The sequence below is a fragment of the Nakamurella deserti genome, assembly GCF_003260015.1.
Classification (GTDB): domain Bacteria; phylum Actinomycetota; class Actinomycetes; order Mycobacteriales; family Nakamurellaceae; genus Nakamurella; species Nakamurella deserti.
The window spans coordinates 1,533,349-1,556,642 of sequence record NZ_QCXS01000002.1; the positions used below are offsets into that span (position 1 = coordinate 1,533,349).

The window sequence follows — 23,294 nt, forward strand, 5'->3', positions numbered from 1 at the left end:
AGGACGATCCACCGGACGATCGACGTCCACTGTGCCCGGTACGGTGCCCGATCAGCGTGTGACGAAGGACGCGGCGGACCGTGGCATCCGCCACGTGCCCGCTCCCGGTAAACGGGTGGTCGTCAGCCGCCCGGGCGTTCCAGCACGTGCACGAGCGAGTGGCCGGCGCCGTCATCGGGGGCCAGGAACGAGTCCGGGGCCAGGATGGCCCACGGATCGAAGGCCGCCTTGACGGCCCGCTGCAGCGCCAACTGGGTGTCACCCAGCTCCTCGCGCAGCCACCGGCGCTTGAGCACGCCGACGCCGTGCTCGCCGCTGATGGTGCCACCGAGCGCCAGCGCGGCACGGACCAGCTCGTCGGCCGCCACGTCCAGCACCGCGGGCGGCCGCGTCTGTCCCGGCTGCTTGGGCACGGAGAGCGCGGGGTGCAGGTTGCCGTCGCCCGCGTGCGCCAGTGTGGCCACGAGAAGCCCGTGCCGGGAACCGATCTCCTCGACCGCGCGGATCATCTCGACCAGTCGTGACCGGGGTACGACCACGTCCTCGCCCACCTTCCACCGGTCGGGCTGGGGACCGCGGCCCGTCCGGCGCAGTTCGACGAGACGGGCGGCCTCGGCGCCGTGCACCCGCCGAGCGGCGGCACCCGCCGCCGCCAGGACGTCGACCAGTTCATCGGCCTCCCGGTCGGCACCGTGACCGTCCGTCTGCACCAGCAGCATCGCCCGCCCCCGCGTGCCCAGGTCGGTGCCGCGGTGGGCGTCGATGTCGGCCATGGTGCCCGCGTCCATCAGCTCGACCATGCTGGGCCGGACCCGCGACCGGACGATGGCCTCGACCGCGGCACCGGCGGCGGCCAGCGACGTGGTGAACGCCACCATCGTCTCCGTCCGCGCCGGCAGCGGCCGCAACCGCAGGGTCGCGCCCACCACCACTCCCAGGGTGCCCTCGCTGCCGACGAGGAGCCCGACCAGGTCCAGCCCGGTGACACCCTTGATCGTGCGGTGTCCGGTACTGATCAGCGAGCCGTCCGCGAGCACCACGTCCAGCGCCAGCACCGACTCGCGGGTGACGCCGTACTTCACGCAGCGCAGACCGCCGGCGTTGGTGGCGATGTTGCCGCCGACGGTGGAGATCGCGTAGCTCGCCGGGTCGGGGGCGTACCGGAGCCCGACGGCAGCCGCCGCCCGGTCCAGGTCGGCGGTGATGACACCCGGTTGCACCACCGCGATCTCGTCCGCCGGCTCCAGAGAGAGGATCCGGTTCAACCGCTCGGTGGACAGCACGATGCCGCCCGGAGGGGCGATCGCGCCCCCGCTGAGGCCGGTGCCGGCACCGCGGACGACCACCGGCGTGCGGTGGGCCGACGCGATGCGCAGGGTCTGCTGGACCTCGGCGACGTCGGCGGGCCGGACCAGCACCGCGGCGGGGCCGGCACCGCGCAGCCCGGTCCGGTCGCCGGCGTACCGGGCCAGGATCTCCGGGTCCGTGGCGACGCTGCCGGGCGGCAGCGTGGCCAGCAGTGCCGCGACCACGTCCACGTCCGCGTCCTCCTTCGTGCCGACCCTCATTGTCACCGCTGCACGACCGCGACCGGAGACAGTGGCCCCGGGGGGCGGCCGGCTGCCGGCGCCGAGTCCGTCCGCAGCCGTGGCCCCGCCGGACGGCGGCGTGCAGCCGACTGCAGCCGGTGGAGGCGGCCGACCGACCCGCGGAGCAGGTTCAGCCGGTGGGCGCGGGCGAACCGGCCGCGATGAGTTCCGCGCCCTTCTCGTAGTCGTCGTCGGCCTCGTGCGTCAGCACGCCGACGGCGACACCGTCGGCGGAGTACCAGGCGGTGAAGGCCCCGTCGCCGTGGTCGACGACCTCGACCGCGTCGTAGCCGTCACCCCAGGACTTGTACTGCAGCGAGCGGTCACCGATGGTCGACCAGAACCCGGGGACGTCGGTCCAGCGGTCGGCGACACCGGCGGCCGATCGACCGGCGATGGTGCCCATCCGGTCGGCCTCACCCCAGTGCTCGACCCGGAGCCGGCGACCGGCGGTGGCGTTCTCGGCCATCACCACGTCACCGGCCGCGAACACCCCGGGTACCGCGGTGGCCATGGAGGCGTCGACGAGGATCCGGCCGTCGTCGGACAGCTCCAGCCCGGCCGCTCCGGCCAGGGCGCTGTTCGGGGTGACGCCGAGCGCGGCGAGAACGAGATCGCCCCGGTGGCTGCCGTCGTCGGTCACGACGGCGCCGTCGGGATCGATGCGGCGGACCGGTGCCGACGACACGACGGCCACTCCAGCGGTGGTCAGCCAGCCGGCGATCCGCTCGGCCACGTCCCGGCCCAGCCGCTGGAGCTGGGGCAGCTCCTCCGACGTCACCATGGTGACGTCGACGCCACGGCGGGCCAGCGTCGCCGCCGCCTCGCAGCCGATGAACCCCGACCCGATGACGACGGCCCGTCGGGCACTGCCGGCCGCGGTGCGCAGGAAGCGCCCGTCGTCCAGGGAGCGCAGCGTGGCCACCGCGGGGTGGTCTCCCCCGTCGACGGGCAGCACGGCCGCGGCGCATCCGGTCGCGAGGACGACCGCGTCGTAAGTGATCTCGCGGCCCGAGGCGGTGGTGACCCGGCGGGCGTCGGTGTCGAGTCCGGACACCGGCTCGGACAGCCACAGCTCGATGTCCTGGTCGTCGTAGTCGGTGGCCGGGCGCTGCGGCATCTCCTCCTCGCCCACCTCGCCGCTCAGGAACCCCTTGGACAGGGGTGGGCGCCGGTAGGGCGGGGTGTCCTCGGCGGTGATGAGGACGACGCGGCCGGCGCCGCCCGCCTCGCGGTACGCCGCCGCCGCGGAACGGCCGGCCGGCCCGCCGCCGATCACGATCAGGGCGGCGGAGTCGGTGTGGGTGTCGCTGGGAACCGTAGGGTCAACGGGTGTGGTCATGACCGAGACCTTCCCGAATCGGTCCCCCGTCAAGCGCCCTCAGCGCAGCACGCCCGCCGACCGGGCGGCCCGCAACCAGTCCGGGAACTCCGACAGCAGGCGCCGGTACAGCTCCGCGTCGTCGATGCGGTCGATGTCGGTGACGGCGAAGAAACCGACGTTGTCCACGACCCGGCCGGTCATCTCGTCCAGCTTGGTCAGCACCCCGAAGTTGTTGCGGCCGATACCGACGAACTGCCAGAACGCCGGCAGGTTCGAGGCCCGCTGCATGAGCTTGGTGATCTCGCGCTTCTTGCTGAAGCCGCCGTCGGTGAAGAACAGCACCAGCGTCGGGAGGGTCTGACCCGCCAGGCTGCCGATGATCTCGTCCATGATGGGGATCTCGTCGTTGTAGCCGCCGATGCGCCGGTAGTCGATACCGCCGTGCACCCCGTCGATGTGGATGAACTCCGCCATCCAGCGCTCGAGGTCCTCGACGCGAAGATCCGGCAGTTTCGCGAAGTCGACGGCGTAGAGGTAGCACTCGAGGGAGCCGTCGTCGTCGAGCTGGGTGGCGACCGGGACCATCCGCTCCACCACACGGTGCACGATGCCGGCCTGGTACTCGTCGTACATCGAGCCGGTCTTGTCCAGCACCAGCACGATCCGGGCACGCTCCTGCGCCGCGCCCTTGGTGAGCAGGACCTTGTGCACCTCGCGCTTGCGCAGGTCCAGCTTCTGCCGCTTCTCCATCGAGAGCCGCTGCTCGCCGGGAACCGAGCGGGGGCCGGCGGCGTCCGCGGGAACCGCCGCCGGCGACGCGGTGACCGGTGTCGGAGCCGGCCCACCGCCCGCACCACCGCCGCCGACCGGCGCCTGGTAGGGCGGCGGCGACAGCGGGTCCGGTGCCGGCGTGGGCCACTGGCCCGGGGCGGGCGGCACCACGCTGGTGGAGGTCGGCAGCGAGCCGGCCGTGCGCCACGGGTCGTCCGGGACGGGTGCCGCCGGCGGCGGGGGCGGTGGGGTCGGCGCGGCCTGCGGAGCGGGGGCGGGTGCCGGGGCGTCGTCGACGCTGACGCCGTGCTCCCGGGCCAGCGCGGCCAGCCCCTGGGCCCAGCCGGCCGAGATGTTGCGCAGCTTCCAGGCACCGGCCCGGCGGTACACCTCGACCAGGACCGCGGCCCGCTCGGTGGTGAACCCGGCGGCGGCGGCGCGCTGCTCGTCGGACCCGCCCGTCACGGTGACCGCCAGACCGTCGATGGTGGCCAGCGACCCGGTCACCGCGTCGTCCAGCGCCACCGCCACCGCCAGGGTCTCGATCGCGGCCGGCACCCGGGTGAGGTCGACGGTGACCCGGTCCCCGGCGGCCAGCCGGACCGCGCCCTCGGGCGAGGCCGGTTGGTTGAAGAACACGAAGTCGTCGTCGCTGCGGACCTTCCGGTCGGCGCCCAGCTGGAAGACCATCAGGTCCACGGTGCCCTGTCGGGCACCGGCCACGGAGATGTCGAGACCGGTCGAGGTGAGCGGCGCGTTCGCACCACGCGTCAGATCAGGCATGGGTCCACCATGGCACGGGCGACGCCCCGGGGACAGGCGGTCCGGACAACGCGGGTCGGCCATGATGGAGCTCCACCGAGGGAGAGACTCTGATGCCGCACCCGCTGGACCCGCTCGCACCCGACGAGATCCGCCGCACCGCCGCCACGCTCGGCCGGGACGCCGGGGTCGGACCCACCTACCGGTACGCCTCGCTGACGTTGGCCGAGCCGGCGAAGGCCGACCTGCTCGCCTGGGCGCCCGGTGCGGCGCTCCCCCGCCGGGCGGCCGCCGTCGTGTGGGACCGCACGGACAACCGGGCGTACGAGGCCCTGGTGGAGCTCGGCGCCGACACCGACGAGGTCGTCTCGTTCACGCACGTCCCCGGGGTGACACCGAACTTCACGGTCGACGAGTGGCACGAGTGCGAGACGGCGATGAAGGCCGACCCGCGGGTGGTCGCCGCGCTGGCCGAGCGCGGCGTCACCGACCTGGACCTCGTCGTCATCGACGTCTGGACCTACGGCCGGGCGCTGATGCCGGAGCGCCACCGCGACCGCCGGCTGGGCTGGGCCGACATCTGGGTGCGTACCGCGGTGGGCGCGAACCCGTACGCGGGACCGCTGTCGGGGCTCAAGCTCGTCGTCGACATGAACACCATGGAGCTCCTGGAACTCGACGTCGACCCGGTACCGGCGGCGCCACCCGCCCCGGTGATGGGCGAGTACGTGCCCGCGCTGGTGCCCGGGCAGCAGCTGCGCACCGACCTGAAGCCGCTGGAGATCACCCAGCCCGAGGGCGTCTCGTTCACCCTCGACGGCAACGAGCTGCGCTGGCAGAACTGGTCGCTGCGGATCGGTTTCAACGACCGCGAGGGCCTCGTGCTGCACCAGGTCGGCTGGACCGACGGGGACGTGACACGGCCGGTGGCACACCGTATGTCGTTCGCGGAGATGATCGTCCCCTACCGGGACAGCTCGTTCGACCACTACCGCCGGACCGCCTACGACATCGGCGAGTGGGGCCTGGGCAGCATGACCACGTCGCTCACCCTGGGATGTGACTGCCTCGGCGAGATCCGCTACCTCGACGCCGTTCTCGCCGACAGCCGGGGTGAGCCGTCGGTGATCGAGAACGCCGTGTGCATCCACGAGGAGGACAACGCCGTCCTGTGGAAGCACGTCGACCCGTACGCGGGCGCGGAGGTCCGCCGGATGCGCCGGCTCGTGGTCTCCATCCACGCGACGGTGGCCAACTACGAGTACCTCGTCTACTGGCGCTTCCACCAGGACGGCAGCATCGAGTGCGAGGTGCGGGCCACCGGCATCATGGTGACCACCCCGCTGGCCGAGGGTGCACCGACACCGGCCACCGGCACCCTGGTGGACCGGCGCACCTACGCGCCGTTCCACCAGCACTTCCTCGTCGCGCGCCTCGACCTCGACATCGACGGCCAGGCCAACGAGGTGCTCGAGATCGACTCGGCGGGGGCCCCGGTGGGTCCGGGCAACCCGCACGGGCTGGATCTCGTCACCACGGCGACCACCATCGCCGACGAGTCGATGGCCGGCCGCGACTACAACTGGGCGACCCAGCGCAGCTGGAAGGTGCAGAACACCGAGCGTCGCAACGGTCTCGGCACCCCGACCGCCTACAAGCTGGTGCCGACCGGCTGCTTCCCGTCGATGATGGACCCGAGCGTGCCGCAGTACCTGCGGGCGCCGGTCATCGGGCACAACCTGTGGGTCACCCGCCACCACGACGACGAGCGCTGGCCGGCCGGGGCCTACCCGACCCAGAGCGAGATCGACGACGGGATGACCCGCTGGACGGCCGACGCCGAGGATCTCGTCGGCACCGACGTGGTGCTCTGGTACGTCTTCGGCATCCACCACCTGACCCGGCCCGAGGACTGGCCGGTGATGCCCGCCGACACCGTGTCGTTCTGGCTGAAACCGTTCGGCTTCTTCGACCGCAACCCATCGCTGGACGTGGCCCCGTCCCCGGGACACGGAGCCAGCGGGGTGCCGGTCGACGGTGGGGTGCCGGGGACCCACTGCCACTGATCACCGGGTGGGACCCGACCGGGCGGGTGGCCCGGTCGGTGCGGGCCGGGCGGCCGGCGAGCGGCGCCGGCCACCCGCCGCCCCCGCCGGGTCAGACCAGGCGGACCTGGGGGTCGTCGCTGGCCCGGAGCGCGGCGATCTGCTTCACGCACCACGGGCTGAAGGCGAACGGGGTGGCCTCGACGGCGGCGACCAGCCGCGCCCAGGGCACCCAGGTCAGCTCCATCACCTCCGAGCGGTCGGGGTTGAGGTCCCGCGCCGGCTCGACGGCGGTGCCGACGAACACCGGGCAGATCTCGTTCTCGCAGACGCCGCTGGCGTCGCGGGCCTGGTAGGCGAAGTCCGGCAGGACGCAGCGCAGATCGGAGATGGACAATCCCAGCTCCATGTGGGTGCGACGCCCGACGCCCTGCGCCGGCGGCTCGTCGCGCTTCTGGTGGCCGCAGCAGCTGTTGGTCCACACCCCGGGCCAGGTCAGCTTGGACAACGCCCGCCGGGTCATCAGCACGTTGCCTTCGCCGTCGAAGAGGTACACCGAGAAGGCCAGGTGCAGCGGGGTGAACGCGGTGTGCACCTGCGACTTGCGTTCCTCGCCGATCGGGGTCCCGGCCGCGTCGACCAGCACCACGAGATCGTCGACCATCCGTTGTTCCTCCACCGTCACGCCCGGCCTCCCGCGCGGAGGCCCGGCTCCACAGTAACGAGCCGGTCGCGGGGGCCCCGAACTCCCGGTATCGGGGTCGTCACACCGGCCGCCGTGGCGCCGGGCCGGCCGTGGCCACAGGTACCGTCGCAGCATGAGAACCGTTCCTGGACGCACCGGCTCGGTGGTCATCGTCGGCGCCGGCCTCGGCGGCCTGTCCGCCGCCCTCCGACTCGCCGGCGCCGGTCGTACCGTCACGGTCGTGGAGCGCGAGTCCGTTCCCGGCGGCCGCGCCGGCCGCCTGGACCTCGACGGTTTCCAGTTCGACACCGGCCCCACCGTGCTGACCATGCCCGAGCTGATCGAGGACGCGCTGAACTGCGTCGGTGAGACGCTCACCGACCGGCTCGAGCTGATCAAGGTCGACCCCGGCTACCGCGCCCGGTTCGCCGACGGCTCCGTGCTCGACGTGCACACCGACTTCGACGCGATGACCGCCGAGATCGAGAAGCATTGCCCACCCGCGGATGTCGACGGCTACCGGCGCTTCGTCGACTACCTGACGAAGATGTACGAGCTGGAGCGCCCGACCTTCATCGACGCCAACCTCGACGGGGTGGCCGGGCTGATCGGCGCCCCGGCGGCGAAGCTGCTGGCGATGGGCGGACTGCGCAAGCTCTCGTCGGTGGTCGACTCGTACCTGTCCGACGAGCGGCTGCGCCGGATCTTCTCCTTCCAGGCGATGTACGCCGGGCTCGCCCCCCAGGACGCGCTGGCCATCTACTCGGTGATCTCCTACATGGACTGCGTCAAGGGGGTGTTCTTCCCCAGGGGCGGGATGCACGCGCTGCCGGTGGCGCTGGCCGCCGCCGCGGCCGACGCCGGGGTCCGGTTCCGCTACGACACCGAGGTGTCGCACATCGACGTACACGCCGGCCGCGCCCGGGGCGTCGTCACCACCGACGGCGAGCGCTTCGACGCCGACGTGGTCGTGGTCAACGCCGACCTGCCCATCGCCTACCGCGAGCTGCTCGATCCGGAGTACACGCCCCGGGCGGTCAAGCGGCTGGACTACTCGCCGTCCTGCGTGCTGCTGCACGTCGGCAGCCGCACCCGCTACGACGACCTGCTGCACCACACCATCGACTTCGGCACCGCGTGGGAGTCCACCTTCGACCAGATCATCCGCAAGGGCGAGCTGATGAGCGACCCGTCGTTCCTGGTCAGCAACCCGACCGCGACCGATCCGTCGCTGGCGCCGGACGGCAAGCAGACCTACTACGCGCTGTTCCCGTGCCCGAACACCGTCAGCGGCGCGCACCTGGACTGGTCGGAGCTCGGGCCGCGGTACCGCGACGAGATGGTGGAGACGATGGAGAAGCGCGGCCTGCCCGGCTTCGATTCCGGCATCGAGGTGGAGCGGCTGGTCACCCCGGCCGACTGGCGCGACATGGGGATCGCCGCCGGTGCCCCGTTCTCGGCCAGCCACAGCCTGTTCCAGACCGGGCCGCTGCGGCGTCCGACGCTGGACCGGTCCATCGAGAACCTGGTGTTCTGCGGCGCCAACACCCAACCCGGGGTCGGAGTGCCGATGGTGCTGCTGTCCGGGCGGTTGGCCGCCGAGAGGATCACCGGAGCCGTCGGTTGAGCACCCGGCTCAGCCAGCGGGTCGACGCGGAGCTGGACGCCGCCGGCATCACGGATCCGTTGCTGCGCAGCGACTACCGGATCAGCCGCGACCTGGCGCGGGAGCACGGCCGGACGTACTTCCTGGCCACCCGGTTCCTGCCGCCGGAGCGGCGCTCGGCGGTGCACGCGCTGTACGGCTTCGCCCGCACCGCCGACGACATCGTCGACGACCCGTCCCCCGAGGCCACGCCGGAACGCAAGGCCGCCGGGCTGCAGGCGTTCTCCGACAGCATGTCCGATCCGGCGAACGCCCACCCGACGGTCCGGGCGGCGCTGCACACCGCCCGGCGGTACGACCTCGATCCCGCGTTGTTCACCGCGTTCCTGGACTCCATGCGGATGGACCTGACGGTCACCGAGTACGAGACGCACGCCGACCTGGACCGCTACGTCTGGGGCAGCGCCGCCGTCATCGGGCTCATGGTCACCCCGGTGATGGGCACCGTCACCAGCGTCGAGGAGGCCTCGCCCTACGCGGCCGACCTCGGGGTGGCCTTCCAGATCAGCAACTTCATCCGTGACGTCGGCGAGGATCTGCGGCTGGGTCGGATCTATCTGCCGCAGGAGTCGCTGCGGCGGTTCGGCCTGGACCGGGCGCGGCTGCAGACCGAGGTGGTCGACGACGACGTGCGCGGCATGCTGGCGGCCGAGATCGACCGCACCCGGGCGATCTACCGGCGGGCGGAGCCGGGCATCGCGATGCTCGCCCCCGGCGCGCGGGGGTGCGTGCGGGTGGCCTACCAGCTGTACGGCGACATCATGACCGCCGTCGAACAGGCCGACTACCAGGTCTTCGGTCCGCGGATCCGGGTGTCCCGGCGCCGGCGTGCCCGGATCGCCGGCCGGGTCGTCGCCGACACGGCGCGGTCCACGCTCCGCGGTGGGCGCGCCACCGGCACCGCGTCCCGGACACCGCCGGCCTCCTGACGGGTCGGACCCGGGCGGCCCGGGGCCGCGATCCACCCGCCGACGATCCACCCGGCCCGGGAGGCCCGGCGGCACGGAACGGGCGGCTCGGGCGACGATCCACCCGCGGACCACCGCCCGGCCCGGGCCGGCGAGGCCCGTACCGAACCGACACCCGGACCCGGCAAGCCGGGAGGCCCGGTGCCGCAACGCGTCCCGCGAACGGTGCGGCCGGCCCGCACCGCCGGCCTCGACCGGCCCGCGTGGTCCCGGCCACCCACCGGTGCCGCGGCACACCGCCCCGCCGGGACGCTCAGACGTCGCGGCGCAGCCGGAGCGGACCGGCGGGGGCCAGCGTCAGCCCACCCCGGACGGCGCCGTCGCCACTCACCCGGCTGAGGTCGGAACCGGCGAACGCCGCCACCGCGGTGCGCAGCATCAGGGTCGCCAGGCCCGCACCCAGGCAGGTGCGCTCGCCGGCGGCGAACGGGATGTAACCCCAGGCCGGTTTGGGGCCGTCGAACCGCTCCGGCCGGAACGCGGTGGGGTCGGACCACAGATCGGCGCTGCGGTGCGTCAGGTAGGGGCTGTAGAGCACCATCCGGCCCGCCGGCACCGGCACCCCGTCGACCTCGGTGTCGGCGGTGCAGATGCGGCTGCCGATCCAGCCCGACGGGTACAGCCGGAGCGTCTCCTCGACGACCTGCGAAGTCACCTCCGCGGCGTTGAGGTCCGGCCGCGCGGCGAGCTCCCACAGCGCGAAGGCCAGGCTGTGGGCGGTGGTGTCGTAGGCGGCGGCGATGACCACCCGGGCCTCCTCGACGCCCCCGTCGAGGGTGGCGAAGAGTTCAGCCAGCGAACCCTTCTCGGGCGCGGCGAAGACCGACTCGAGGGCGGCGTTCATCGTCCGGATGCGGAACGGGCGGCGCAGCAGCGGTCCCGGCATCGGGCTGTCCAGCGGCGCCACGTAGGACTCCAGCACGCCGGGGGCGAAGGCACCGCCGAAGAACGCGCGGGCGAGCATCGCCAGCACGACCTGCGACGCCCAGTGTCCGGCGTCGAACTCGCCGGTGGGCAGGGCGGCGCCGACGAGGTCGGTGAAATCCGTCCCGAAGGCGGTGGTCACGGCGCGGCGGTGGAACGTCGGGTTGAGCTCGGCCCGCCGCTCGCGGTGGCCGGGGTTGTCCTGCGACACCACGCCGGCCGACAGGTAGGGCGACAGCTGGCTGAGACTGCCTTTGCTGTGGAAGGTCTCGAGGTCGCCGAGCACCGCACGGTTCCACTCCGGGGTGTAGCCGACGGTGACCCCGCGCCAGAGCCGGATGTCGAACGCCGGCCCCAGGGTCGCCCCCTCCTCGAGGAGCCGGAGCGGGTCGGCCGTCCAGCGGGGCAGGTGGCCGAGCCCGGGCACGCCGGCCGGCCGGGGCAGTCCGGGCCGGCCGCCGGTGGCGGTCTCCAGGTCATTCACGAGTACCGACGTCCCTTCCAGATCTGTTCCCGCCGCAGCGCCTGTCGCACCACCGGGACCGCGGCGACCGGGGCCGCCGACACCAGGGCCGCCGCCGGCCAGTCGCGGCCGCCGGTCTTGCCCTCCACCAGCACCCGCTCGACGATGCCCAGCAGCGCCGCCACCCGCCAACGGCGCGACCGCGCCAGCAGCGGCGGCGCGGTGTAGGCCAGCAGGTGCCAGGCGAGGCCGACCGCGACCAGCCACCGGCGGCCCCCCGTCACCGGGGTCAGGCCCCGACCGAAGCCGGCCACGACCTCGGCGTGGGTCCGGTACATCCGCACCCGGACGGCGTCGCCACCCAGGGCCAGCCCGAGCCGGAGGTCCAGGCGACGGGCCCGGCGGGCCACGGCGACGTCCTCGACGACCTCGGCCCGGACCGCCGCGAACCCGCCGAGCCGACGGTATCCGGAGCGCGAGAACGCCAGCAGCGCACCCTGTGCCGTGGCGGCCGAGCGCGCGGCCGGCACCGGCACCGCGAGCAGCGGGAACGGCAGGAAGCACAGCACGACGTCGGTGATCAGCGGCGCGAGCAGCCGCTCCGACCAGCCACCCACGAGCTGCCGGGGGAAGACGGAGAAGACGTCGGCGCCCTGCCGGGACATCTCCGCGACGACGGCGGGCACCGCGCCGGGGGCGAGCCGGACGTCGGCGTCGCAGTACACCAGCAGCTCGGCGTCGGTGGCGTCCGCGAGCTGGGCACAGGCCCAGGTCTTGCCCGCCCACCCTGCCGGCCGGGGCGCCCCGGTGACGACCCGCACCGACACCGACCCGGGAAGTGTTCCGGCGGAACGCATCCCGTCCACGGTGCGCTCGATGAGGGCCGCGGTGCCGTCGGTGGAGCCGTCGTCGAGGAAAACGATCTCGGACGCACCCGCGGCGAGCAGCCCGGGCAGTGTGTCCGGCAGCCGGGAGGCCTCGTCCCGCACCGGCACCAGCAGCGCCGCTCCCGGTGCCCGGTCGCCGGGGCGCGTCCGCACCGTCGGGAACAGCGCCAGATTGGCGGCCAGGGTGGCGGTCTTGAGCCCGAGGAAGCCCAGGACGGCGGTGGACGCCAGCCGCGACACCCGCCCCGGCGACCGCCGGGTCACCGGCCGCCCCGCAGCGCGGCGAACCGCTCGTTCCAGCTGCGGACGCCGGTCACCGCGGCCCGGAAGCCGGGGAGGGCCTGCATCGGGTCGGCCGCGGCCAGCGCGGCGTCGAGGCCGGCGACGCCGTCGGCGAGGGCCCGCCCCAGGTCGTCGTCCGGGGTCAGCGGGGCCGACACCCGGAGGTAGCCCTCCGGCGCCTGCTGGCCGCGGAGCAGCACCCGGGTCGCCACCGCGCGCAGCGACGCACCGGAGCGGTCGGCGAGCCAACGGGCGCCGGGACGGACCGGCCCGACCGGGCCGGCCGGCCGCAGCTCGCCCTCGGGGAACACGACCAGCACCAGCCCGTCACGCAGCATCTCCACCGCGGTGCGGAGCTGGTCGGTGCCGACCGCACCGACGGACTCGAACAACGACTGTCGGCCGACGTTGCCGGCCTCCATCAGGACCCCGACGTCCCGGCGGCCCGCGGCCCGCAGCGCCGCGGCGGCGACGAAGAAGTCCCACCAGCTGTGGTGGTTGGCCGCCCACACGCACGGCCCGGTCGGCAGTTCGCCCGCCACCCACACCCCGCGCAGGTTGCGCCGCACCAACTGGTCGATGCCACCGCGGAGGGCGCCCTCGGCGCCCACCCGGACGGAGCCGGCCACCCGGCCGCGCAGCTGCGACGCCGCCCGGGGCACCGGGGTCATCCGGCCGCCGATCCGTGGCCGTCGAGCCCGGCGAGCAGGGCGACGTCCTCCGACGAGGTGCGGGGCGCCAGCAGCTCGACCCGGGCGGCGACCTTGGCTTCCAGCTGGGCGTCCACGTAGGACAGCGGCAGGGCGGCCAACGCGCGTGCGGCCTCCTGCGCGGCCGGGAAGGCCGCCGTCGGCGCCGTGGTGGTGACCGACATCATCGCCTTGGCGGCCCGCCGGGCGAACGAGCGGGCGAGTTCGGCCGTGCGTTCGGCGCCGCCGGCGGCCAGCACCAGAGCGCGTGCGTGGTCGGCGCCGGCGCCGTCCAGTCCGGGGCGGAGCAGGTCCAGCAGCTCCGCGGACCGGGTCCCGTCGGCGATCGCGTAGACCGTGGGCATGGTCACGGTGCCGGCGACGAAGTCGGCGCCGCAGGGCTTGCCGAGCAGCGCGGGCTCCGACGCCACGTCCAGGACGTCGTCGACGAGCTGCAGCGCGACGCCGAAATCGGAGCCGTAGGCCCCCAGGGCCCGGACCTGGACCTCGGTGAGCCCTGCCCGGCGGCCACCGATGCGGCAGGCGGCGCGCAACAGCGCCCCGGTCTTGAGCTGGGCGACGCGCAGGACGTCCAGCGGGCGGGCCGCCGGGTCGAAGGCGAGTGCGGCCTCCAGTTCCTCCCCGCTGCACATGTCGGCCAGCGCGTCCGCGAGGTCCTCGGCGTCGTCGGGACCGGAACGGGCGATCAACCGCCAGCTCTGGGCGATCAGCGCGTCACCGGCGATGACCGCGGTGAGCAGACCCTCGGCGCGGTGCACCGCGGCCACCCCGCGCCGGGTGTCCGAGCCGTCCAGCAGGTCGTCGTGCAGCAGCGTCGCGCTGTGCAGCAGCTCCACCGCGGCCGCCGCGGACAGCGTCGCCACCCGCTGCGCCGGGTCGGCGTCCAGGCCGCCCGGGCCGTCGCCGGCGCCCAGTGCGGCGCACCGCAGCAACAGCTCGGGGCGCAGCCGCTTCCCGCCGGCCGCGACGATGCGCCGGCTGCCGCTCCGGCCCGGCTCGCTGAGCCGGTCGAGGGCGGCCTGCAGCAGATCCTCGACGGCGTCGACGACGTCGGTCGGGACGGTCATCGGGGATCGATCGGGAGCGGAGTGGGCCGGGAGACCGCGAGCGGGGCGTGGATGGGGACGGTCCTTCCGGTGGAGCGGGTCGGGCGGGCACCGTCCGGACGTCGGGTGCCGGGGTGGGACCACCATGATCCCATCGAACCGGCGGGTGGTGATCCTCCCGCCCGGCCGGTCCCCGGTGCGTCCCGCGGCCGCGGCGCGTCGACCGGCGACGGCAGCGCCGTCACCGCCGCCGTCACCGCCGCTGCCGCCGCCGCGTCCCTGGTCCGGATGGTCCCCATACGCTCCTCGCCCCTGCGCCGCCGGAGCGACGATGTGTCGCCCGCCCGGGTCGGTTCGTCACCGGCGGTCACCGTCGCGCGCCCGATCTGTCCGGGCATACTCGTCGGGTGGCCGGAACGGATGCACCCCGACCGGACGCAGCTCCGGGCACCTCACCGGCGGCCGTCGTCCGCGGCCTCGCCGGGGCCTGCCATCCGGCACCGACCGTCGCGGTCACCACGTTGACCACCGCACTGGCCGTGGGTGCCGGCACGGGGGCCGGCACGGTGGTGCTCATCCTGCTCGCGGTGCTCGCCGGGCAGTTGTCGATCGGCTGGAGCAACGACTGGCTCGACGCGGCCCGTGACCGCGAGGTGGCCAGGACCGACAAGCCCGTCGCGGCCGGGACGATCCCGGTCGGCGTCGTCCGGACCGCCGCGCTGGCCGCCCTGGTCGCGGCGGTGCTGCTGTCGGCCCCTCTGGGCGGTCCGGCCGCCGCGGTGCACCTGCTGGCCGTGGTCGGCAGCGGCTGGCTCTACAACCTCGGTCTCAAGCGGATCTGGGCGTCGTGGGTGCCCTACGTCGTGTGTTTCGGGCTGCTGCCGGCGGTGGTGACCCTGTCGACGCCCGGCCGGCTGTGGCCGCCGGGCTGGGCGATGGCCGCGGGTGCGCTGCTGGGCTTCGGGGCCCACCTGGCCAACGTGCTGCCCGACCTCGACGACGACGCCGCCACCGGGGTGCGCGGCTTCCCGCACCGGCTGGGCCGGACCCGGACCGCGGTGCTGGCGCCGGTCGCGCTCGGAGCTGCGACGGTGTGCGTGGTCTTCGGACCGCCGGGCGCCCCCGGTGTCCTCGGCGTGGTGGTGCTGGTGTCGGCGGTCGGGACAGCGGTCGCCGCCGCGATGCTCGCGCTCACCCGCCCGGGCGGGCGGGCGCCGTTCCTGCTCACCCTCGCCGTCGCGGCGCTGGACGTGGTGGTCCTCGTCGCATCGGGGACCCGGCTCACCTGACCGGATCCGACCGGCCGGGTCCGCACCGGTCGGTCAACCGCGCGCCAGCTGACCGACGGCGGCACGGAACACCGGTGGCAGGGCGGCCGCCGCGGGCACGATCGCCCGGGCCAGCGACGGCCGACGGCGGGTCCACAGCAGGCTCCCGGTGATCCACCGGTAGCGCCGGGACGCCCGCCGCCAGGTCCGCTCGTAGGTGGCCGGCCGGTCCGCGACGACCGCGTCGACCAGGGCCGCCGCACATCCCAGGGAGACCGCGATGCCCTCACCGGTCAGCGCGTCGACGTAGCCGGCCGCGTCCCCGACGAGCAGCACCCGCCCGGCCACCCGCGCCCGCACGCGTTGCCGCAGCGGACCCGCCCCGCGCGTGGCGGTCACCGCGTCGTCGGGCAGCCGCTCACGCAACGCGGGGAACGCGCGCAACGACTCCTCGAACCCCGCCGAGCGCCCACCCAGCAGCGCGACGCCGACGAGGTCGGGACCGACCGGGGTCACGTAGGCCTCGGAGTCCGCCGCCCAGTGCACGTCGACCAGATCGGTCCACGGGGCGACCGCGTAGTGCCGCCGCAATCCGTACCGCCGCGGTCCGGTGTCCGGCAGGTCCAGACCCAGAGCCGCCCGCACCGGTGAGTGCAGGCCGTCCGCGGCGGCCAGGTAGCGGGCGGTGAGGCCGCCGGCGCCGACCCGGTCGCCGTCCTGTTCGACGGCGCCGATGCGGCCCTGGTGCAGCGTGACGCCGGCCGCCACGGCGGCCTCCCGCAGTGCCTCGTGCAGCACCGTCCGGCGGACCCCGCGGCCGGCGGCGGCGGGGAACGCCGCGACCGCCTGCCGGGACCCGTCGGTGTAGCGGATACCGCGGATCGGGTGGCCGGCCGGTCGCACACCCAGACCCGCGAGGGCGGCCAGCGCACCGGGCATCAGCCCCTCGCCGCAGGCCTTGTCGACCGGCCCCGGCCGGGGCTCCACGACCACCACCTCCAGGCCCGCCCGCGCGGCGAACAACGCGGTGCCCAGGCCCGCCGGTCCGCCCCCGGCGACCAGCAGGTCGATCATCGCGAGGGCGCGGGGGCGGCCGGGAGCAGGGCGAGCGCCCGGTCCTCGGCCCTGATGCGCACCGTGAGCAGGGCGGCGTTCAAGACGGTGAAGACCAGCGCGGTGATCCACGCGGTGCCCACCAGCGGCAGCGCCACCCCTTCCAGGACGACGGCGACGTAGTTGGGATGGCGCAGGAAGCGGTAGGGACCGCCACCGACCAGTGGCAGGCCCGGCACGATGATGATCCGGGTGTTCCAGCGCCGGCCGAGCGTGCCGATGCACCACCAGCGCAGCGCCTGGGAAGCCACCACGATGGCGAGCATCGGCCAGCCGAGCCAGGGGACGAACGGCCGGTCGGCCAGCCACACCTCGGCGAGCGCACCGAACAGCAGCGCGGTGTGCAGCACCACCATGGCCGGGAAGTGACCGAGCCCGTACTCGCGGCCACCCTGCGCCATGCTCCAGGCGGCGTTGCGCGTGGACAGCACCAACTCGGCGACGCGCTCCACCCCGACGAGCAGGACGAGCACCGTGAACCAGCCCGCGGCGCTCACGAACCGGCTCCCGGCGGCGTGCGTGCGGCGGTGGTCACCATTCGAGCAGCACCAGCTCGGAGCAGAACCCCGGTCCCATCGCCATCAGCACGGCCGGCTGCCCGTCGCCGGGCGGGCGGGCCGCCAGTGTCTCGGAGAGCACGTGCAGCACCGACGCCGACGACAGGTTGCCGATCTCGGCCAGCGACCGCCAGCTGACCGCCAGGGCGTCGTCGGGCAGTCCGAGGGTGCTCTCGACCGCCTGCATGACCTTCGGGCCGCCGGGGTGCGCGACCCAGGTGCCGATGTCGTCGACGGCGAGTCCGTGCCGGCCCAGGAAACCGCGGACGTCGTCACCCAGGTACTGCTCGACCAGCGTCGGCACCTCGGACCCGAGCACGATCTTGAACCCCTCCGCACCGATGTCCCAGCCCATCGCGCGTTCGGTGTCCGGGTACAGGTGGCTGACCGAGTCGACCACCCGCGGGGCGGTCCAGGTGACCCCGGCCGGTGGCCGGCGGTCGCGCCCGACCGCCACCACGGCCGCGGCGCCGTCCCCGAACAGACCGCTGGCGACGAGATTGGCCGTCGAGGCGTCGTGACGCTGCAGGGTCAGCGAGCACAGCTCGACGGCCATCAGCACGGCGACCTGGTCCGGATGTCCCTCGAGGTAGTCGTGCAGCCGCGCGATGCCGGCCGCCCCGGCCAGGCAGCCCAGCCCCAGCATCGGCACCCGCTTGACGTCGGCGCGCATGCCCAGCGCCGACGCCACCCGGGCGTCCAGCGACGGCACGGCCACACCGGTCACGGTGGTGGAGATGATGAGGTCGACGTCCGACGGGTCCAGCCCGGCGGCCTTGAGGGCACCGTCGACGGCCTGCGCGCCGAGCTCGACCCCGACCCGGATGAACGCGTCGTTGGACGCGCCGAAGTCGTCGAGTCGGCGGTAGTCGTCGAGTTCGAGCGCGAGGTGCCGCCGCCCCACCCGGGCACTGCCGTGCAGGCGGCGCACCAGTTCCCGGCGTCCGTCCGGCGGCAGGCACACCTCGGCGAACACCTCGGTGATCGCGTCCTGGGGGTAGCTGTTGAGCGGCAGAACCGGGTTGACCGCCACGATCCTCGTCATGCGGACCAATGTACGGAGCGGTCGGGCCGCGCCGGGCGGCGCCCGCCGGCGCCCGGGCGGGGGCCGCGGCGAACCGGTACCTCCCGGGCCCGCCGTCGGTGGACGCCGGATCACCGCCCGCTGCCCGGCCCGGCGCCGGCGGTCTGTCCGGGGGGAGCGGCGGACCCGGCGCCCGACACGCGGTGCAACCGCTTGCGACAGGCCGCTCCCCCGGTCGCCCGGACGGCAGATACGGCTCGTGACCGTGCGTCGTCGCTGTCACCGTGTGTCAACACTGAGCGGCCCATTCAGGTGGACTTGTGAACGCTCTGTCATTTTTTGCGTCGTTCCCGATAGATTCGACGCGTGCCATTCCCGTCATCCGTCCCGTCGCCGGCCGCTCTCGCGGCCGGTGATCTCGCCTGTCTGTCGACGGACGCCGTGGTCGGCAGCTTCGTCGAACCCGGCGGCCACACCGTCGTGATCGCCGAGCCCGGCGCCCGTCCTGATCTGTGGGCCGCCTACCTGCACGGCGCACGGGAGAGCTACCGCCAGCACGGCGTCGAGTCCGCCCTGGAGTTCGAGCAGATCCGCGACGGCCGGTCCACGGCGCTGTTCGCGGTGGCCGTCGACGACACCGGCCGGGTCGTCGCCGGCCTGCGCGTGCAACCGCGGCTGGCCCGGCTCGAGAAGGCCACCGTGCTGCGCGAGTGGGCGGGCCGCCCCGGCACCGCCGAGATCCGCGCCGGACTCGCCCTGCGGCTGTCGTCCGGGGTGGTCGAGGTCCGGGCCGTGTGGGTCGCCCGGGACGTGGCGCACCGCGGGCCGCTGACCGCGACCGTGGCGCGCCTGTTCGTGCACGCGATGGACCTGCTGCAGGTCCGGTTCGCGGTGTGCACCGCCGCCGCGCACGCGGTCACCCGCTGGCAGACCAGCGGCGGCGTGGTCGCCGCCGACGTCCCCGCCGTCGCCTACCCCGACGAGCGGTACCGCACGATGGTCCTCTGGTGGGACCGCACCCGGGTCGCCGAGCTGGTGTCGGCCGACCAGTACGACGCGCTGACCCGCGAGTCCGACCTGCTGGCCGGCCGGCTGCCGGTCGTCCCCGTCCTGTCGTCGGTGGCCTGATGAGCCGCCGCCCGCTGTTCGCCCGCCGGCCGGCCCCGGCCGGCACCGACGCCCACCGGGCCGTCGTGCTGGACGCCGCCGACCCCTCCGACGCCACCGAGCTGCGCCGGCTGCGTCGCCGGCGTGACGTCACCGTCGTCGACCAGCGCGCGGGCCTGGCGGCCGAGCTGACTGAGGTCCGACCCCCGGTCGCCGACACCACCGGCGGCAGCACCTGGGCCTGGTATCCGTGGCGCCGGACGCTGGTCGCGGTGCCGCCGGAGTCGGTGTTCCACCTGCTGCGGCTGGACCGCAACCGCAACAAGATCACCGTCGCCGAGCAGAACCGCTTCCGTGAGCTGCGCATCGGCGTCGTCGGCCTCAGCGTCGGTCACGCCATCGCCTACACCCTGGCCCAGGAAGGTCTGTGCGGTGGGCTGCGGCTGGCGGACCTGGACAGCATCGAGCTGTCCAACCTGAACCGGATCCCGGCGTCGCTGTGCGACCTGGGCACGAACAAGGCCGTCGCCGTCGCCCGCCGGGTGGCCGAGCTGGACCCCTACCTGGACACCCAGGTGTACCTGGACGGCCTGACCGAGGAGTGCATGGACGAGTTCTTCGACGGCCTGGACCTGGTCATCGAGGAGTGCGACTCGCTCGACATGAAGTTCCGGATCCGCGAGGAGGCCCGCCGGCGCGGCGTCCCGGTGCTGATGGAGACCTCCGACCGCGGGCTGTTCGACGTCGAGCGGTTCGACCTGGATCCGCAGCGTCCGCTGTTCCACGGCCTGCTCGGAGAGGTCTCCGCCGACACCCTGCGGGGTCTGTCCACCGAGGACAAGGCGCCGCACGTGATGCGCATCCTGCAGACCGGTGACCTCTCGGCCCGGATGGCCGCCTCCATGGTCGAGATCGACCGGACCGTCTCCACCTGGCCGCAGCTGGCCGGTGACGTGCAGCTGGGCGGAGCGACCGTCGCCGCCGCGGTGCGCCGCTTCGGCCGCGGCCAGCACCTGCCGTCCGGCCGCGTCCGGGTCGACCTGGACCGCACGCTGGCCGCCCTGGACACCTCCGACTGCGCCGTGCCGCGGGCGACGGCGCCGGACGTGGACGCCCGGGCGGCCGACGCCGCGGTCGACCTGACCGCCGTCGATCCCGGCCCCGCCGACGCGGTCGTGCACGCGGTGCGGCTCGCCCCGTCGGGCGGCAACATCCAGCCCTGGACGCTCACCCCCACCCCCGACGGCGGGGTGGACATCCACCTGGACCCGGCCCGGACGTCGGCGCTGGACGTGGCGTTCCGCGGCAGCTACGTCGCCATCGGCGCCGCCGCGTTCAACGCCACCGTCGCCGCGGCCCGGCACGGCCGCAAGGCCACCGTCACCGCCTTCCCCGCCGGCCCCGCCAGCGGCCCGGTGGTCAGCGTGGCGCTGTCCCCCGGCACCGACCCGGAGCTCGCCGCGCTGTACCCGGCGATGGTGCGGCGCATCACCGACCGGGCGTACGGCCGGGTGCGGCCGCTCGAGCCGGCGGTAGCCGCCGCGCTGCAGGCTCCCGTGGCCGCCGTCGGCGCCCGGCTGCACCTGGTGACCGACCGCGCCCGGGTGGCCCGGCTGGCCGACCTGGTGGCCGCGTCCGACCGGATCCGCTTCCTGACGCCGCTGCTGCACCGCGAGATGATGGGCGAGATGCGCTGGCCGGCCAGTCTGCACGCCGCGGACGGCATCGACGTCGCCACCCTCGGGATGGACGCCGCCGATCTGGCCAAGCTCGAGGTCGCGGCCCGCGCCGACGTGATGGCCGAGCTGGCGTCCTGGGGCGGCGGGGTCGGCGCGGCGCTCGGCGACAACAGCCGGGACCGCATCAACAGCAGCTCCGCGATCGCGGTCCTGACCGTGGATGCGGCCCGGCCGGCCGACTACGTCCGCGGCGGGATGGCGCTGGAGCACCTGTGGATCCGGGCCGGACAGCACGGGCTCGGCGTCCACCCGGTGTCCCCGGTGTTCCTCTACGCCCACGACGACGCCGACCGGCGCGGGCTCTCCGAGACCTTCGCCGACGAGCTCGGTGACCTCCAGCAGCAGTTCGGTACCACCGTGGGCCTCGCTCCGTCGGAGACGCCCGTCCTGGTGCTGCGGCTCAGTCACGACACGCCGCCGCCCGCGGCGCGCAGTCGGCGACTCGACCGCGACGTGGTGTTGCCGCAGTTCCCGGCGGTGTCCCAGACCTCAGATCCGACGAACGGGCGGAAGTCATGACCGTGAAACTCACCTTGGACGACCTGGTCACCTCCGTGGCGACCGACCTGATGGGCGTCACCGCCGAGACGCTGCACGAGGCGTCGGAACGGCTGCTGCACCAGCTCGTCGACTACTTCCAGGTCGACCTGAGCTTCCTGCGGCGCAACGACCACGACCTGGGCGCGACCATCCTGGTCGCCGAGTGGCCGCCGCGCCCGGAGATCCCGGTGCCGGACCCGCTCGGGGTCATCTTCTTCGCCACCGCGGACCCGACCTTCGCCGCGCTCGAGACTCTGGACACGGTCCTCGTGGTGCGGCCCACCGCGGCCAGCGACGGCTACCAGGACCGGGTGCGGCAGGCCTCGGGCATCCCCAGCGTGTCGCTGGCGACCGTGCCGTTGATGACCCGCGACGTCACCACCGGCACCCTGGGGTTCATCAAGTACGGCGACCGGGCGTGGGAGGTCGAGGAGATCAACGCGCTGCGGGCCGTCGCGGCGCTGCTCGCCCAGCTGCAGGCCCGGGTGGCGGCCGAGGAGCGGCTGCGCTACCTGGCCTACCACGACGCGCTGACCGGGCTGGCGACGCGGCGCGCCCTCACCGACCATCTCGGCGAGCGGCTCGCCGCCGGCGCGCCCGGTCCGGTGCCGGTCATCTTCATCGACGTCGACCGGCTCAAGGCGCTCAACAGCTTCCTCGGACACGCCGCCGGTGACCAGTTCCTGGCCACCCTCGCCGACCGGATGAAGAACGCCTCGCCCCGCCACCACCTGCTGGCCCGGCTCGGCGGCGACGAGTTCGTCGCCATCATGGACGGGCCGGCCGACGAGGCCGAGGCCGCCGCCTACGCCGACCTGCTGCGCCGGGTCGCCAACGAGCCGGTCCAGGTCGGCGGCGAGGAGATCAGCCGGGCGGTGAGCATCGGACTCGCGCTGGGCGAGCCCGGCGTGTCCAACGTGTCGGAGCTGATGAACCAGGCCGATCAGGCGATGCTGCAGGCCAAGTCGCGGGGCGGCAACGAGATCGCCGTGTTCACCGGTGAGATGCGCCGGCAGAACGAGATCCGCACCGACATCGAGCTGCACCTGGTCACCGCGATCCGCACCGGGTCGCTGCTGCTGCACTACCAGCCGGAGGTCGACATGATGACCGGCGCGGTGACCGGCATCGAGGCCCTGGTGCGCTGGCCGCACCCGAACCTGGGCCTGCTGCCGCCCGGCGCGTTCATCGACGTCATCGAGACCACCAACCTGGCCGGGGAGCTCGGCCGCTGGGTGCTCGAGACGGGGTGCCGGCAGCTGCGGAAGTGGCACCGGATGTTCCCGGACAGCGAGCCCGTCGGTCTCAGCGTCAACGTCACCCCGGCCGAGCTGATCACCCGCGACTTCGTCTCCACCGTCGCGCAGATCCTCGCCGACGCCGACCTCGCCGGTGAGCACCTGACCCTGGAGATCACCGAGAAGGCGATCGTGCGCGACACCGAGCAGGCGCTGGCCACCCTGCGTGGGCTGAAGGAGATCGGCGTCAAGGTCGCCATCGACGACTTCGGCACCGGCTACAGCTCACTCGCCCAGCTGAAGTCGCTGCCCGTCGACGGGCTCAAGATCGACCGCGGTTTCGTCCGCGACCTCGGGGTCAGCGCCGACGACCTGGCGATCGTGCGCTCGATCATCGGGCTGGCCGGCTCGTTCGGCCTGAACATCGTCGCCGAGGGCGTCGAGACCGAGTTGGCCGCGGCCACTCTCGTCGCGCTGGGCTGCACCCGGGCCCAGGGGTTCCTGTACGCGAAGCCGTGCAGCGCCGAGGAGATCGGCACGGTGCTGGAGATGAAGCGGTTCCAGGTCAAGCGGATGCTCTGACCCG

18 protein-coding genes are annotated in these 23,294 nt (G+C 74.2%); 7 read left to right on the forward strand and 11 right to left on the reverse strand.

What is annotated here, in order from left to right; all coding sequences use genetic code 11:
• Positions 1 to 122 precede the first annotated feature (122 nt).
• The 3 genes from DB033_RS06970 to DB033_RS21385 form a co-directional block, all read right to left on the reverse strand.
• Complete coding sequence (locus tag DB033_RS06970; protein ID WP_111766042.1) at positions 123 to 1,568, reverse strand: FAD-binding oxidoreductase; 1,446 nt, start codon at positions 1,566 to 1,568, stop codon at positions 123 to 125.
• 151 nt (positions 1,569 to 1,719) lie between these two features.
• Complete coding sequence (locus DB033_RS06975) at positions 1,720 to 2,931, reverse strand: NAD(P)/FAD-dependent oxidoreductase (RefSeq protein ID WP_111766043.1); 1,212 nt, start codon at positions 2,929 to 2,931, stop codon at positions 1,720 to 1,722.
• 39 nt (positions 2,932 to 2,970) lie between these two features.
• Positions 2,971 to 4,467, reverse strand: coding sequence for a vWA domain-containing protein (locus DB033_RS21385; protein WP_240615774.1), 1,497 nt, complete (start codon positions 4,465 to 4,467; stop codon positions 2,971 to 2,973).
• A gap of 92 nt (positions 4,468 to 4,559) precedes the next feature.
• Between DB033_RS21385 and DB033_RS06990 the strand changes: the two genes are divergently transcribed.
• Positions 4,560 to 6,512, forward strand: a complete 1,953-nt coding sequence (locus DB033_RS06990) for a primary-amine oxidase (protein ID WP_111766044.1) — start codon at positions 4,560 to 4,562, stop codon at positions 6,510 to 6,512.
• Between the two features lie 91 nt (positions 6,513 to 6,603).
• Here DB033_RS06990 and idi read toward each other — a convergent pair whose 3' ends face one another.
• Entirely contained in the window at positions 6,604 to 7,176 is a 573-nt protein-coding gene (idi, locus tag DB033_RS06995) for an isopentenyl-diphosphate Delta-isomerase (protein WP_205843698.1), read from the reverse strand.
• A gap of 133 nt (positions 7,177 to 7,309) precedes the next feature.
• Here idi and crtI point away from each other — a divergent pair, with 133 nt between their 5' ends.
• The gene (crtI, locus tag DB033_RS07000; RefSeq protein WP_111766046.1) at positions 7,310 to 8,803 is read left to right on the forward strand and encodes a phytoene desaturase family protein; all 1,494 of its coding nucleotides are present in this window, start codon (positions 7,310 to 7,312) and stop codon (positions 8,801 to 8,803) included.
• Positions 8,800 to 9,771 carry a phytoene/squalene synthase family protein gene (locus tag DB033_RS07005; RefSeq protein ID WP_111766047.1) on the forward strand — a complete coding sequence of 324 codons (972 nt, stop codon included), beginning with the start codon at positions 8,800 to 8,802 and terminating at the stop codon, positions 9,769 to 9,771. The genes crtI and DB033_RS07005 overlap by 4 nt, the downstream gene beginning before the upstream one ends.
• Positions 9,772 to 10,063: 292 nt before the next feature.
• Here DB033_RS07005 and DB033_RS07010 read toward each other — a convergent pair whose 3' ends face one another.
• The 4 genes from DB033_RS07010 to DB033_RS07025 are packed head-to-tail and all read right to left on the reverse strand — an operon-like array spanning position 10,064 to position 14,143.
• Positions 10,064 to 11,218: a cytochrome P450 gene (locus tag DB033_RS07010; RefSeq protein WP_111766048.1), complete on the reverse strand. Its 1,155-nt coding sequence runs from the start codon at positions 11,216 to 11,218 to the stop codon at positions 10,064 to 10,066.
• Complete coding sequence (locus tag DB033_RS07015) at positions 11,215 to 12,348, reverse strand: glycosyltransferase family 2 protein (protein WP_170315488.1); 1,134 nt, start codon at positions 12,346 to 12,348, stop codon at positions 11,215 to 11,217. Before DB033_RS07015 ends, DB033_RS07010 begins: the two co-directional genes overlap by 4 nt.
• On the reverse strand, positions 12,345 to 13,037 hold the full coding sequence (locus DB033_RS21645; RefSeq protein ID WP_111766050.1) for a lysophospholipid acyltransferase family protein: 693 nt from the start codon (positions 13,035 to 13,037) through the stop codon (positions 12,345 to 12,347). The genes DB033_RS07015 and DB033_RS21645 overlap by 4 nt, the downstream gene beginning before the upstream one ends.
• A complete protein-coding gene (locus DB033_RS07025; protein WP_157970556.1) occupies positions 13,034 to 14,143 on the reverse strand; it encodes a polyprenyl synthetase family protein in 1,110 nt (369 codons plus the stop codon). Before DB033_RS07025 ends, DB033_RS21645 begins: the two co-directional genes overlap by 4 nt.
• Before the next feature lie 386 nt (positions 14,144 to 14,529).
• Here DB033_RS07025 and DB033_RS07030 point away from each other — a divergent pair, with 386 nt between their 5' ends.
• The gene (locus DB033_RS07030) at positions 14,530 to 15,411 is read left to right on the forward strand and encodes a UbiA family prenyltransferase (RefSeq protein WP_111766052.1); all 882 of its coding nucleotides are present in this window, start codon (positions 14,530 to 14,532) and stop codon (positions 15,409 to 15,411) included.
• 33 nt (positions 15,412 to 15,444) lie between these two features.
• On the opposite strand, the gene DB033_RS07035 is transcribed toward DB033_RS07030, so the two are convergent.
• Genes DB033_RS07035 through DB033_RS07045 form a run of 3 tightly spaced genes read right to left on the reverse strand, consistent with a single transcriptional unit; the run spans position 15,445 to position 18,105 of the window.
• On the reverse strand, positions 15,445 to 16,464 hold the full coding sequence (locus DB033_RS07035; RefSeq protein ID WP_111766053.1) for an NAD(P)/FAD-dependent oxidoreductase: 1,020 nt from the start codon (positions 16,462 to 16,464) through the stop codon (positions 15,445 to 15,447).
• The gene (locus DB033_RS07040; protein ID WP_205843699.1) at positions 16,461 to 17,000 is read right to left on the reverse strand and encodes an isoprenylcysteine carboxyl methyltransferase family protein; all 540 of its coding nucleotides are present in this window, start codon (positions 16,998 to 17,000) and stop codon (positions 16,461 to 16,463) included. Before DB033_RS07040 ends, DB033_RS07035 begins: the two co-directional genes overlap by 4 nt.
• 34 nt (positions 17,001 to 17,034) lie before the next feature.
• Entirely contained in the window at positions 17,035 to 18,105 is a 1,071-nt protein-coding gene (locus tag DB033_RS07045; RefSeq protein ID WP_111766054.1) for a type III polyketide synthase, read from the reverse strand.
• A 345-nt stretch (positions 18,106 to 18,450) separates the two neighbouring features.
• On the opposite strand from DB033_RS07045, the gene DB033_RS07050 reads away from it, so the two are divergent.
• From DB033_RS07050 to DB033_RS07060, 3 genes are read left to right on the forward strand one after another with little or no spacing between them, the layout of a single operon-like run.
• Entirely contained in the window at positions 18,451 to 19,212 is a 762-nt protein-coding gene (locus DB033_RS07050; RefSeq protein WP_157970557.1) for a hypothetical protein, read from the forward strand.
• Positions 19,212 to 21,449 carry an Rv1355c family protein gene (locus DB033_RS07055; RefSeq protein WP_111766056.1) on the forward strand — a complete coding sequence of 746 codons (2,238 nt, stop codon included), beginning with the start codon at positions 19,212 to 19,214 and terminating at the stop codon, positions 21,447 to 21,449. Before DB033_RS07050 ends, DB033_RS07055 begins: the two co-directional genes overlap by 1 nt.
• Complete coding sequence (locus tag DB033_RS07060; RefSeq protein ID WP_240615775.1) at positions 21,446 to 23,290, forward strand: putative bifunctional diguanylate cyclase/phosphodiesterase; 1,845 nt, start codon at positions 21,446 to 21,448, stop codon at positions 23,288 to 23,290. The genes DB033_RS07055 and DB033_RS07060 overlap by 4 nt, the downstream gene beginning before the upstream one ends.
• The last annotated feature ends 4 nt before the right edge of the window (positions 23,291 to 23,294 follow it).